Raw genomic sequence first — 13,782 nt, 5'->3', positions numbered from 1 at the left:
CAGATAAGGCAAATTTTGAAAAAGCATTTTTTGCACTTGGTGAAGGCAAATATGAATTGGCTGAAATTTCAGATATAAGAAAAAGCTCTTATGAACTTAACGGTGGTTTTCTTTTCTTAGGAATTATTGTAGGTATTATTTTTCTTTCAGGAACTATGTTGATTACATATTATAAGCAGGTAAGTGAAGGCAGTGAGGACAGGGAAAAGTATCAGATTATGAAAAAAGTGGGACTCCCTGATGAACTGATAAAGAAAACTACTGCTTCACAGGTAGTATGGATGTTCTTCCTGCCACTGGCAGTAGCTGTGATACATTCTATAGTTTCTTCAAAAATAATTTACCAGCTTCTAGGTATGTTTGGAGTAAGGAATTTTATGGATTATGGCAGTAATCTTTTGATTGTAGGCTTTGTATTTGCAGTAGCTTATTTTGTAAATTTTAATATTACTTCCAATGTTTATTATAAGCAGGTGAGGTAAAAAGGATGGGCAGTAAGCGGACAGGATTTGCTTGCTGTCTCTTTTTTATCTGTTATACAATGTGTATACATTTATTCGGCCAACAAATGTAAAAATATTACATTTATTCAGTCGAAAAATGCAAAAGTATATAGAAATTTCGGTTCAATTTTGATATAATTTAATTATAATTATTAAAAGGAGCCGATGTATGGAAAGAAAGGCATATCAGGATTTATTAAAATGGAAAAATAAATCTAATAGAAAACCGCTGATTGTATCAGGAGTAAGGCAGTGTGGAAAAACCTATCTTATAAAAGAATTTGGAAGATTGGAATTTGTTGATGTCGCATACTTTAATTTTGACGGTGAAAAGGGCTTACAGTCAGTATTTGACTACAATTTTGATACAGACAGGATTCTTGATGAACTGGGAAGTGTGGTTCGAGGTAAAAAGATAACTGTTGGTGAAACTCTTGTTATATTTGATGAAATACAGGACTGCCCTCGTGCTATACAGTCTCTGAAGTATTTTTGTGAAAATATACCTGAATTACATATTATTGCGGCAGGCTCATTGCTTGGGGTTGCTCTTAGGGAAGAAGGTATCTCTTTTCCTGTGGGCAAAGTAGACCGTATTGAGATGTACCCTATGAGTTTTGAAGAGTTTGTCATAGCTGATGGTGGAAAAAAATTTATTGAAGGACTTAACAAGCTTGAGCTTAAAAGAGAGATTCCTGAATTATATACTGTACCTTTGGAAAAGTACTATAAGAACTATTTAATTGTTGGTGGAATGCCGGAGGCAGTACAAACTTTTGCAGATACTCATGACTATAAAGAGGCTGAAGAAGTTCAGGATAGAATATTAAAAGACTATGCAGATGATTTTGGTAAACATGCAACTAAAGACACAGCGATAAAGATTAAGATGATTTGGGATTCAATTCCAAACCAGATTGCAAAAGACAACAGTAAATTTATATTTTCACATGTTAAGCAGGGAGCAAGAGCAAAAGAGCTTGAGGATGCTCTGGGATGGCTTGTAAGCTCCGGAACTATCCTTAAACTTGATTTGGTATCTGTGCCTGAGATACCTTTATCAGGTATGGCAGATTCTACATATTTTAAAATATATATGGCTGATGTCGGGTTGTTAAGAAGAAAAGCAAATATCAACTACAGGACAATTCTTACAGGAAGTGACGCATTCATTTATTTTAAGGGGGCTTTAGCTGAAAATTATGTTTTTTGTGAGCTAAAATGCTTAGGTATTACTCCATATTTCTGGAGAACAAAATCAGATGCAGAGATAGATTTTATTACAGACTATGAAGGAGAGCTGATTCCAATAGAAGTAAAATCAGCAGACAATACAAGGGCAAAGAGCCTTCACCTGTTCTGCAACAGATATAATCCCAAAATTGCATTTAAGTCTTCTCTTAAAAATGTTGGAGATAATATGGCTGGTGAGAGCCATGTGTGGTCGCTTCCGCTGTATGCTTTTTATAGGTTTAAGGAATATGTAAAGTGTGAATTAAAATTCGGAAAAGTAAACTTTACCGAAAGGAAATAAGAAAGTCATGAGATTTGTGGTATAATGTGAACATTTAATGAATACAAGCCGCAAAGCGAAGTATGAATTTAGTGAGAGCGGTATCTAAGCACTTAGTGAAGTCGAGTCTATTTTAGCGAAGACTGAACTTAGTACTTATGATAAAATATACTTGCTATCGGAGAGATAGCTTAATTTTAAGCTTAAAATTTTAGAGTTATAAGAACTAATTATTAGAATTAATTCAATTCAATTTACTATGGTCTTAATTTCAAAATTCAGTAGTAAATCCACACTAAAAATGTTAAAATGTAAGAAAGGAAGTAAATGGAAGACATAATAAAGACAGTAAAATACAAGGCAAAAGACAGTCTCTTTACCTTTATATTTAAGGACATAAAGTATCAGAGAAAACTTTATGCGAGCCTTTATGATGATGAAAAAGATTACTTAGATGAGGACTTTCACCTGATTACATTGGAGAATATCTTTGTAAATGATGTGTATAATGACTTGGGTTTAAGAGTAAAGGACAGGCTGATTATCCTTATGGAAGCCCAGAGTACTTTTAATCCTAATATGGCAGTCAGGTTTCTTATGTATCTTGCAAAGACCTATCAGGATTACATAGTAGCAAATGAAATGGATATTTATGGTACAGCGAGGCTAATTTTGCCAAGACCTGAGTTTGTAGTTGTGTATACAGGAGAAGACAGGCTGGATGTAGAAGATATGAAACTGTCAGACAGTTATATATGTGAAGGCATAGCACCGATAGAACTCAGGGTAAAGATAATAAACTCTGAAAATGTAAGGCAGAATATAATTCAAGAATACATAGGCTTTTGCCAGACTTTTGACCGGTTTAAGAAAGAAGCAAAAACAAATAAAGATAAGTTAAATGCACTTAAAATGACAATTGAGTATTGTATAAGTGAGGGTATATTAAAGGACATACTCTTAGTAAAGAAGAAGGAGGTTGAGGATATTATGATGACTGTATTTTCGCAGGAACAGGCGATGGAATTTGCGTTAAAGGCAAAGTATAGGGAGGGAATAGAAGAGGGAATAGAGAAAGGAATAGAACAAGGCAGGGAGCGTGGCGTTAATGAAACTATGCTTAAGGTTTATATTAATTGCCGCAACAAAGGACTGTCTATAGAAGAAAGTGAAGAGATAGTTCATTTTGCGGATAAGGAAAGCTTAAAGCTTGCAGAAGAAGAATATCAGAAGCAGGTGTGATTAAATGGTAAAATTTCAGATGTAAGGCAATGGATTTGGAATAAGATTTCTTTTTTGTAATGTAAAATAAATACAGAGATTAAGCCTGTATATATCTTATTTATAGTGAAAGCCAAGTGAGATATTATACAGGTTTATTTTAGGTTTTAATAAATTTAGTCTTTAACAATACATTTTTTCTCCCCACCCCTTGCCAAATTTTGTAAAATAATATATAATAATTACGAAAATATTACAAAATTGTTAAAAGGCTAGGAGAAAAATGAAGATTAAAATAATAACATTTGTTTGTATGATTTTAGCAGGAATGATGCTTAGTGGCAGTAATAGCATAGCTAAGGCTGAGGAAACCGCATCATCAGGTACAGCTATTGAAGCTGAATATACTGAGGAAGGTGTTGAAGATGCAGACGAATTGTCTGATGATGAGGATACAGAAGTAGAAGATGAAGAGGAGCTTGATGCGGATGAGGAGGAAACTCCACTAAGTAAGTCTTATACTAAAAAAACTGTAACAAAGGCAGAAAAAAAAGCTGACAAAACTCCAAAGTCTGTAATCAAATATACAGATGAAGAATTCAAAATTCTTGTTTGTGTTACCTTTCTTGAGGCAGGAAACCAGTCCTATAAAGGAAAGCTTGCAACAGCAAATGCAGTTATAAACAGGGTACTTAGCAAGAAATTTCCTAACTCAATAAAAGGTGTAATCTATCAGAAATATGCAGGACATTATCAGTTTGCCTTATGTGCTCCGGGTGGCAAGCTTGATCAGACAATGAAGAACTATGGAAAGAATAAAGGTTGGAGAAATGACTATGAAAAGACCTGCATTGAAGTCTGCAAGGATGCATTGGCGGGCAAGACTGCTACAGATAGAAAATATCATTTTTTTAGGCTCTATTACAAAGGCATTGAAAACTGGAAAGCAGATGGCGTAAAGATAGACGATACATATTATTACAATTATTAAAAGATAAGGTCTCCGGAGAGAATTATTTTCCGGAGATTTTTGTTTTAAATTTAGGAAAGTTTTTTATAATTTCCGATTAATATACAGAGTTTTATATTTTTGGATACATATTTAGGTGATATTGTTGCGACAAAGCTAAAATTATGGTACTATAATTAGGATTGTATATTGAATGGAGGCTTCTTTATGGAAGAGAATACAGAGAGAGTATCGAGAAATTTTATTGAGGATATTATTGATAAGGATATAGCGGAGGGCAGGACTAAGAAAGTTATAACAAGATTCCCTCCTGAACCTAATGGATATCTGCATATTGGTCATGCTAAGTCTATTCTTTTGAATTATGGTCTTGCAAAACAGTATGGAGGACAGTTCAATCTGAGATTTGATGATACCAATCCAACTAAGGAAAAGATGGAGTTCGTAGAGTCTATTAAGGCTGATGTTGAATGGTTGGGAGCTGATTTTGAAGACAGATGTTTTTTTGCATCCAATTATTTTGAAAAGATGTACGAGGCTGCTATCAAACTTATAAAAAAAGGTAAGGCATTTGTCTGTGATTTATCTGCTGATGAAATAAGGGAATATAGAGGTACTCTTACAGAAGTAGGTAAGAACTCTCCATATAGGGAGCGGAGCATAGAGGAAAACCTTGATTTATTTGAAAGAATGAAAAATGGAGAATTTCCGGATGGAAGTAAGGTTTTAAGGGCGAAAATTGATATGACCTCTCCTAATATGAATATGAGAGATCCTGTTATTTATAGAATTGCCAGAATGACACACCATAATACAGGGGATGTGTGGTGCATTTATCCTATGTATGATTTTGCACATCCGATAGAAGATGCTGAGGAAGGAATTACACATTCTATCTGTACTCTTGAGTTTGAGGATCACAGACCGCTCTATGACTGGGTAGTAAGAGAGCTTGAGTATGAGAATCCACCTAAACAGATAGAATTTGCGAAGCTTTATCTTACCAATGTGGTAACAGGCAAAAGATATATAAAGAAGCTTGTAGATAACGGTATAGTGGACGGCTGGGATGATCCGAGGCTTGTAACCATAAGTGCACTTAGAAGAAGAGGCTATACGCCTGAATCAATCAAGCTGTTTATGGAGCTTTCCGGAGTAACCAAGAGTAATGCTTCTTCTGACTATGCTATGCTTGAATACTGTATCAGAGAAACTCTTAAGCTTGAGAAGAAACGAGTAATGGCTGTGCTTGATCCGGTTAAACTGGTGATTGAAAATTATCCGGAGGGTGAAACTGAGTGGCTTGATGCTCCTCACAATCTTGAAAATGAAGCCTTAGGCAGCAGAAAACTTGCCTTTAGCAGAGAGCTTTATATAGAGCGTGAGGATTTTATGATAGATCCTCCTAAAAAATATTTCAGACTCTTCCCGGGAAATGAAGTAAGACTTATGAATGCTTATTTTGTAACCTGCACAGGATATGATGTGGATGAGAACGGCTTAGTTACAGAAATCAGATGCACCTATGATCCTGAAACCAAGAGTGGAAGCGGTTTTGAGGGTAGAAAGGTAAAAGGAACCATTCACTGGATAAGTGCAGCCCACTCAGTACCTTGTGAAGTAAGACTGTATGAAAATATTGTAGATGAAGAAAAGGGAGTCTACAATGAGGATGGAGAATTAAACTTAAATCCGACTTCATTGACAGTAATAAAAAATGCTTATGTTGAAGAAAGTCTTAAAGATACTACAGAAGTAGAACAGTATCAGTTTGTAAGAAATGGATTTTTCTGTTTGGATTCTAAGGATTCTAAGCCTGAAATGCCTGTATTTAACAGGATAGTATCTCTTAAGAGCTCTTATAATCCTAAAAAAGCATAGGCTGATGTAGTTTAAGGAGGAAAAGATGTCCGGTATTTTAAGTGGACTGGAGAAATTTGGACTTGGAAGTCTGAAGAGTATAGAAATATATAAAGAAAAGGAAACAGAGATAAAGCAAGATAATAATGATGTAGGAGGTAGGATTATGGGAATATCTGAAGAGTCAATCCTTTTTGATAAATCATATACCTGTCCTTGCTGTGGTGAAAATTTTAAGTCAAAAGCAGTAAGGGTGGGAAGAAATGCATTAGTAAGACTTGATAGTGATTTAAGACCTGTCTATAAGTTTGCTGATGCAACAAAATATGATGCGATTGTGTGTTCTAAATGCGGTTATGCAGGACTGATTAAAAATTTTGATTCAATCAGCGACAGACATATTAAGGACATAAGGGAGAAAATCTCAGCTAAATTTAAAGGCATAGATGAAACAAAGACGACATATTCTTATGAAGATGCTCTTGAGAGGACTCAGCTTGCTTTAATTTCTACAGTTATCAAATGTGCTAAAAATAGCGAGAAAGCTTATGTTTGTTTAAAACTTGCTTGGATTACAAGGGGAATGAAAGAAAATTTGGATAATGCCCAGCCTGATTATAATGCAAATTATGAAAAACTGGACAAGAATGAGTTGAACTATCTCAAAAATGCTTATGAAGGTTTTAGTGAAGCATACATGAATGAACAATTCCCTATCTGTGGAATGGATGAGAATACACTTTGCATTATTTTGGCTGAAACTGCTAGAAAGCTTGACAAGAAACATGAGGCACTTAGGTATCTGGAAACTGTGATAATGTCTAAGAATGCTACAGATAGGATGAAGGATATGGCTAGAGATATAAGAGAACAGTGTAAAGAATAATATGAAGAGTATTATGGAGAGGGATATAGGTTTGATACTATATCCCTTTTATATATTAATTTAATGAGTGTTTAGTCTTTCGGTGTTGTTTATGATATAAAACAAGCATAATTATTCCGAATAGAAAAACAAGCACTGAAATACCTATAGCACAGAGCATAAAAAACTCCTGAGGGAGGTATTTAATGATGGGGTCAGTCCTGTAGTCAAATATCCAATAATCATTATTAAAGGCTATTTGGTGGAAGAGGATGAAGATTTTATTAAAATTTGCATATATAAGTACTGCAAGACTGAAAGGAATGAAGATAGTGGCTATTCCCCCTGCAAGCAGATACTCATAGCTGTGATATAGCCCGTGGTAGAGAGGGATGAGTAGAATTAATACTATTACTCCTATTATCAAAGCAAGCTGAAACTCTAAGAAGATAGTCTTTACTTCTTCAAAATGGGTTATTCCGTTGGCAGATGATGGTAGATGTGGAAATTCCAGTTTATCAGATCCCCAAAAAGAATTATAATCTATAAGTGCATCATAGTTTTCTTTTATCTGCTCATAATTAAGACTGCTATTTTTCACAAAGTCATTTATATGGTTGTAGTAAAGAGGGCGGAAATTAAGTATGACTGTCGTGGCCAGGGTTATTGATACCATCATCAAAATTACTGAAATAAAAGCAAAAAAAATCGTTTTTAAATACATTTTCATTAATATCTCCTTGCAAAACTGCGTAATTATGGTAAACTAGATAGATAATGAAATTTTAACATATTTTTTCAAATAGTGAAAGAGAAAGTAGAAAGGATATTATAGATGGGTAGAAGTATTAAAAGTATTGAAGAAGTAGTGATTCCTGAGGAGTATGAGTTAGTCTTTACTAAGGAACTTGAAGATATTAAGGCTTTAGGAATATATTTAAAGCATAAGAAGAGTGGAGCAAGGCTTGCACTTGTGTCCAATGAAGATGATAATAAGGTGTTTTGTATAGGTTTTAAGACTCCGCCTGAAGATTCGACAGGAGTTGCCCATATAGTAGAACATACAGTTCTTTGCGGTTCTAAAAAGTATCCGTCTAAAGACCCTTTTATTGAAATGGCTAAGGGCTCGTTAAACACTTTCTTAAATGCTATGACATATCCTGATAAAACTATTTATCCTGTTGCAAGCTGCAACGATAAAGATTTTAAAAATCTTATGAATGTGTATCTGGATGCGGTATTTTATCCTAATCTATATACTAATAGGGCTATATTTGAACAGGAAGGCTGGCATTACGAGCTTGATGAAGAAACAGGAGAGCTTAAGATAAATGGAGTTGTTTATAATGAGATGAAGGGAGCATTTTCTTCTCCGGATGAGGTTGAAGATTTATGTGTGAGGGAGGCATTGTATCCTGATTCTCCTTATGGAATTGAGTCCGGCGGTGATCCTGAAGTAATACCTGAACTTACTTACGAGAATTATGTAGCCTTTCATAAACGATTTTATCATCCGTCTAATTCGTATATTATACTTCATGGTAATTTCGATATTGAAGAAAGGCTTGAGTTCTTAGATAAGGAATATCTGTCAGACTTTGATAAGATAGATCCTAAATCGGATATTCCTCTTCAAACCCCTGTCGGAGGAGATTTTACAGATAGTTATTCTATTGCGGAAAGTGAAGAAATGAAAGAAAAAACTTTCCTTTCCTATAATGTAGTTACAGGAGTTACTACCGATGTAATGACGATGGGAGCTTTACAGCTTCTAAGATTTGTGCTTATGGATGCTCCGGGGGCAGCAGTGAAAGAAGCACTTATAAATGCAGGAATAGGAAAAGACATATCTTCAAGCCTGTCTGCACATATGCTTCAGCCTACTTTTTCCATCCATGCTACAGGAACGGAGGCAGATAGGAAGGATGAATTTGTAAAAATAATTGAAGATACATTGAAGAAGATAGTTGCAGAGGGAGTAGATGAGAAAAAACTTACGGCAGCTATTAATTATGGAGAATTTAAGTATAGGGAGAAGGATTCGGGAAGATTTCCGGCAGGACTTCTTTCAGGCATCAATATGTATACTACCTGGCTATATGATGAGAATATGGTATTTGACCAGGCGGATGTAGGTAAAAATTTTGATGTGTTAAGGAGCAAGATAGGTACAGGATATTTTGAGGAATTAATAAAGACTTATCTTATTAATAATGAGCATAAAGTTATTTTTACACTTGTTCCGGAAAAGAATAAGAATGATAGGATAGAAAAAGAATTAAAGGATAAACTGGCAGAATATAAGGAGTCACTTACCGATAAGGACTTGGAAATACTTAAGGAGAGGGCAGAAAAATTAAGAATTTTTCAGGAAGAACCTTCTTCAGAAGAAGATATTGAAAAACTTCCTACTCTTGAAAGAAGTGATATTTCTACTGAAATCAAGCCTCTTAAAAATATAGAAAAAGAACTGCTTAAAAGACCTGTAATTTGGCATAAGATAAATACTAACGGCATTATGTATTTCAGGCTTAATTTTGATATAAGTGATATGGAGTCGGAGGAATTAGCATATTTTGGACTTTTAACAGAATTACTTGGACTTATAGATACTAAGGAAAGAGGATATTCAGACTTTGTATCGGAAACTCTTATGTATACCGGCGGAATCAATACTGATTTGGGAGTTCATACAGACAAGGCTGATAAGAATAAAGTATTAATGAGTTATTCTATAAGGTTCAAGTCCCTTGTTTCACAAAGTGATAAAGGACTTCCGCTTATTTTAGAAATGCTTTATAAGTCAAAGATAAATAATGAAAGCGATAAGAGGATACTTGAGATTTTGAGGGAAAATCTTGTCGGCATGGAAATGGAATTTGAAAATAGCGGTGACAGGATGTCTGCCATGATTGCAAAAACTCATTTTTCAATAAATAGTAGGATTGGCAACACTCTTTCGGGACTTGCACATTATAGATTTGTGAAAGATTTAACAGAGAATTTTGCTGATAAGAAAGAAGAGTTATATGATAAGCTGAATTCTCTTATCAAAAAATACTTTGTAAAAGAAAGAGTATTAATGAGTCTTACAGTGGATGAGGAAGACTATGATAAGGCTGTTTATGAATTAGAAAATATAATAAAAGAGATTCCAAACGGAGAAAGAGTAGGAAAAACTCTGCTTTGTGAGAGGATGAAACTTGAGATAGATGAACTTAAGTCTAAGAGAAAAGAGGGACTGCTTGCAAAGGGGTACACTGCGTCAGGACAGGTACAGTATGTAACCAGAGCAGGCAACTTCATAGATGCAGGACTACCTTATACAGGTGTGTTAAATGTATTAAATGTGCTTTTAAGCTATGAATATCTTTGGGTAAATGTCAGGGTTAAGGGAGGAGCATATGGCTGCTACAGTAAGTTTGACAGAAATGGTGATTCCATATTCTCATCTTACAGAGACCCGAAACTTTTGGAGACAAATGAGATTTATGAGCATATAGCGGAATATATTGAGAATTTTGAAGCATCTGAAAAGGATGTGACTAAGTTTGTTATAGGAGCAGTAGGTGGTGCAGACATTCCTTTAACTCCTTATGCAGACGGAGAGAGGTCATTTCTTGCTTATATGAGCGGAACGACCGAAGAAGATATAAAGAAATCACGAAATGAAATGATAAATACTACTGTTTCCGATTTGAGAGGAATGGCAAAGTACATAAGGGCAATACTTGATGAAAAGGTACTGGTAGTAGTAGGCTCAGAGAAAAAGATTAAAGAGAATGCTGATAAGTTTGATGAAATATCAAGTCTGCTTGCATAGTAGGATGGAGGATGAATGGGAAAATTTAAATCGGGATTTGTAACCCTTATAGGGCGTCCTAATGTGGGCAAATCAACTCTTATGAATAATCTTATAGGTCAGAAGATAGCAATTACATCTTCAAAGCCTCAGACTACCAGAAATAGGATTCAGACTGTTTATACTGATGTAACGGGGCAGATTATCTTTCTTGATACTCCGGGTATCCATAAGGCTCAAAATAAGTTAGGTGAATATATGGATTCGGTGGCAGAAAGAACTCTGTCGGAGGTGGATGTAGTATTGTGGCTTATAGAGCCGACCACCTTTATCGGCAAGGGAGAACAGCATATTGCAGAGCTTTTATCAGCAACCAAAACTCCTGTTATACTGGTGGTAAATAAGATTGATACTGTGGAAAAAGGTGAACTTTTGCCTGTAATTGACAAATACAAAGATATTGTGAACTTTAAAGCCTGTGTACCTGTTTCAGCAGTAACAGGTGAAAATAAAGAGGATCTTCTTAAGACTGTATTTGATTTGCTTCCTGAAGGACCTATGTACTATGATGAAGATGTGATTACAGATCAGGCTGAGAGGCAGATTACGGCGGAGCTTATCAGGGAACAGGCTCTAAGGCTCTTAAAAGAGGAGGTTCCACATGGAATTGCAGTTATAATTGATAGTATGAAAGAAGTTAAGGATACAAGTGTAAGACACAGCCATAAAAATATAATGAACATTGAAGCAACCATTTTTTGTGAAAGAGATTCTCATAAGGGTATAATTATAGGAAAAAAAGGTGCAATGCTAAAGGAAATAGGGACTAAAGCAAGGCATCAGATTTCAGATCTTCTTGGAATGAAGGTGAATCTTAATCTCTGGGTTAAGGTAAAAAAAGACTGGAGAAATTCTGATTCGCTTATGAAGAATTTCGGATATAAAGAGGAGAATCATTGACAGATGAAATAGAAGTGTCGGGAGTAGTCGTTTCCGGAATGCCGATAGGAGAATACGACAAAAGAATAGTGATTATAACCAGGGAGTTAGGCAAAATTCATGCCTTTGTAAGGGGAGCAAGAAGAACAAACAGCAAACTTTTAGCAGGAACAGACCCGCTTACTTTTGGTAAGTTTAAGCTTGTTACAGGAAGAAATGCATATACTCTGACCGAGGTCAAGATAGTAAATTATTTTGAAGACTTAAAAATGGATATAGAAAGAGTGTATTACGGATATTATTTTTTAGAGCTGGCATCCTATTTTTCAAGGGAAAATATTGTGGAAAAGGCTCTTATAAACCTTATTTACATAGCTTTTAAAGCACTTGAAGCAAAGATGGAGACACTTACACCGGACTTTATTAAGGCGATATTTGAGTGGAAAATTTTTGCGATAGAGGGTATAATGCCCGGTATAGATGGGGGAGTTCTCTTAGGCAAGAGGCTCAGGCCTTCTACGGCTTATGCCATAAAGACAGTGTCAAACGGAAATTTAGAGAAAATATTTTCGTTTGATTTGGAGGCAGAATCAAAAAAAGAGTTTATACAACTTGCTAAAGAGTATAGAGATTTAAATACGGATATAAGTTTTAAATCTTTAGAAATGATAAGAGAGGTATAAGAAAATGAAGAAAAAAAGCCTTTTGGCGATAGCGGCGGCTGTAATTGTACTTTCATCTTGTGACAGTATGCCAAAAGAAATTAAAGCAGGAGATGTGAACGCAGAAACACTTTATATGAGGGCGGATGGCAGCGGACAGGTCGCCTATGTTGAGGATTTTGCAGAAAATTATTTTAACATAGAAGATCTTAAGGACTATATTTCCGCTACATTAATTTCTTACAATAAACAGTATGGAGATAAGGTCATAGAACTAAGTGATATTGAATTAAAGGACGGCAGGGTAAAGGCTGTGCTTACATTTAAAAATGCGGAAGTATATTCAGCTTTTAATAAGGCGAGGGGCGAGAATAATGTTAAGTTCCCTAAGGCGGCAGAGGCTTTGACAGAGTTTGCAGATGCCGTGTTTACGGAGGCGGATTCTAAAGAAGAAGTGAATAAAAAGGCAAGTGAAGTATTGTCAGATGAATATAATATTGCAGTGGTAGACGGCTTCTTAAATTTTAATACAGGCAAGAAGATAAAGTACTATTCAGGTGGAACTTTTATAGATACACACCACTTTAGAGTTGACGAGGGAAAGACAGCTGTGGTAGTATATTCAAAATGATTATTAAAAATTAAACTAATTCCATCTGTAAATATTACAAGCAATAAATATAGATGGTTTGGATTAATCCGGTGAATCAGAGAAAGAGAGGCAGCCTATGGAAAAAACGATGGAAAAAATTGTAGCTTTGGCTAAGGCAAGAGGTTTTGTATACCCGGGCTCAGAAATATACGGGGGACTTGCCAATACTTGGGACTATGGTAATCTTGGAGTAGAGCTTAAGAATAATGTAAAAAAAGCATGGTGGAAGAAGTTTATTCAGGAAAGTCCTTACAATGTGGGAGTTGACTGTGCTATACTTATGAATCCTCAAACTTGGGTAGCATCAGGTCATCTTGGAAGTTTCTCAGATCCGCTTATGGACTGTAAATGTTGTCATGAGAGATTTAGAGCTGATAAACTCATCGAAGATTTTGCAAAAGAGAAAAATATCACTCTCAGAAGTTCGGTTGACGGCTGGTCAAATGAAGAGATGAAGAACTTTGTAGATGAGAATGCAATTCCTTGTCCAAGCTGCGATAAGCATGATTTTACAGATATTCGTCAGTTTAACCTTATGTTTAAGACCTTTCAGGGTATTACAGAGGACAGCAAGGCGGTAGTTTATCTCCGTCCTGAAACAGCACAGGGTATCTTTGTAAACTTTAAGAATGTACAGCGTACATCAAGAAAGAAGATTCCGTTTGGTATAGGTCAGATAGGTAAATCATTTAGAAATGAAATTACACCGGGTAACTTTACCTTCCGTACCAGAGAGTTTGAGCAGATGGAATTAGAATTCTTCTGCGAGCCGGGTACAGATATGGAGTGGTTCCA

The 13,782-nt window shown here is 35.4% G+C and carries 11 protein-coding genes and 1 pseudogene; 11 read left to right on the top strand and 1 reads right to left on the bottom strand.

What is annotated here, in order from left to right:
- The 6 genes and pseudogenes from ACTTKP_RS08630 to ACTTKP_RS08605 form a co-directional block, all read left to right on the top strand.
- Positions 1-482 (top strand): annotated as a pseudogene (locus ACTTKP_RS08630) (ABC transporter permease); the annotation flags it as partial.
- 190 nt (positions 483-672) lie between these two features.
- Positions 673-2,037 carry an ATP-binding protein gene (locus tag ACTTKP_RS08625; RefSeq protein ID WP_442553495.1) on the top strand — a complete coding sequence of 455 codons (1,365 nt, stop codon included), beginning with the start codon at positions 673-675 and terminating at the stop codon, positions 2,035-2,037.
- Between the two features lie 306 nt (positions 2,038-2,343).
- Positions 2,344-3,258, top strand: coding sequence for a hypothetical protein (locus ACTTKP_RS08620; RefSeq protein ID WP_442553494.1), 915 nt, complete (start codon positions 2,344-2,346; stop codon positions 3,256-3,258).
- A 262-nt stretch (positions 3,259-3,520) separates the two neighbouring features.
- Complete coding sequence (locus ACTTKP_RS08615) at positions 3,521-4,228, top strand: cell wall hydrolase (RefSeq protein ID WP_442553493.1); 708 nt, start codon at positions 3,521-3,523, stop codon at positions 4,226-4,228.
- Between the two features lie 186 nt (positions 4,229-4,414).
- A complete protein-coding gene (locus tag ACTTKP_RS08610; protein ID WP_442553492.1) occupies positions 4,415-6,088 on the top strand; it encodes a glutamine--tRNA ligase/YqeY domain fusion protein in 1,674 nt (557 codons plus the stop codon).
- Between the two features lie 25 nt (positions 6,089-6,113).
- Positions 6,114-6,953: a DUF2225 domain-containing protein gene (locus ACTTKP_RS08605; protein WP_442553491.1), complete on the top strand. Its 840-nt coding sequence runs from the start codon at positions 6,114-6,116 to the stop codon at positions 6,951-6,953.
- 55 nt (positions 6,954-7,008) lie between these two features.
- On the opposite strand, the gene ACTTKP_RS08600 is transcribed toward ACTTKP_RS08605, so the two are convergent.
- Positions 7,009-7,662 carry a TIGR01906 family membrane protein gene (locus ACTTKP_RS08600; protein WP_442553490.1) on the bottom strand — a complete coding sequence of 218 codons (654 nt, stop codon included), beginning with the start codon at positions 7,660-7,662 and terminating at the stop codon, positions 7,009-7,011.
- Positions 7,663-7,767: 105 nt separating this feature from the next.
- On the opposite strand from ACTTKP_RS08600, the gene ACTTKP_RS08595 reads away from it, so the two are divergent.
- From ACTTKP_RS08595 to ACTTKP_RS08575, 5 genes are all read left to right on the top strand, one after another.
- On the top strand, positions 7,768-10,755 hold the full coding sequence (locus ACTTKP_RS08595) for an insulinase family protein (protein WP_442553489.1): 2,988 nt from the start codon (positions 7,768-7,770) through the stop codon (positions 10,753-10,755).
- A gap of 15 nt (positions 10,756-10,770) precedes the next feature.
- The gene (gene era, locus ACTTKP_RS08590; RefSeq protein WP_442553488.1) at positions 10,771-11,694 is read left to right on the top strand and encodes a GTPase Era; all 924 of its coding nucleotides are present in this window, start codon (positions 10,771-10,773) and stop codon (positions 11,692-11,694) included.
- Entirely contained in the window at positions 11,691-12,356 is a 666-nt protein-coding gene (gene recO, locus ACTTKP_RS08585; RefSeq protein WP_442553487.1) for a DNA repair protein RecO, read from the top strand. Before era ends, recO begins: the two co-directional genes overlap by 4 nt.
- 4 nt (positions 12,357-12,360) lie before the next feature.
- A complete protein-coding gene (locus ACTTKP_RS08580; RefSeq protein WP_442553486.1) occupies positions 12,361-12,966 on the top strand; it encodes a hypothetical protein in 606 nt (201 codons plus the stop codon).
- 97 nt (positions 12,967-13,063) lie between these two features.
- Positions 13,064-13,782, top strand: a 719-nt coding sequence (locus ACTTKP_RS08575) for a glycine--tRNA ligase (protein ID WP_442553484.1), incomplete at its 3' end; no start/stop codon positions are given.

It is taken from the genome of Catonella sp. (genome assembly GCF_052169795.1).
Classification (GTDB): domain Bacteria; phylum Bacillota; class Clostridia; order Lachnospirales; family Lachnospiraceae; genus Catonella.
Note: the sequence above shows the minus strand (reverse complement) of the source record. Positions and strands in the feature narration are given on the sequence as shown.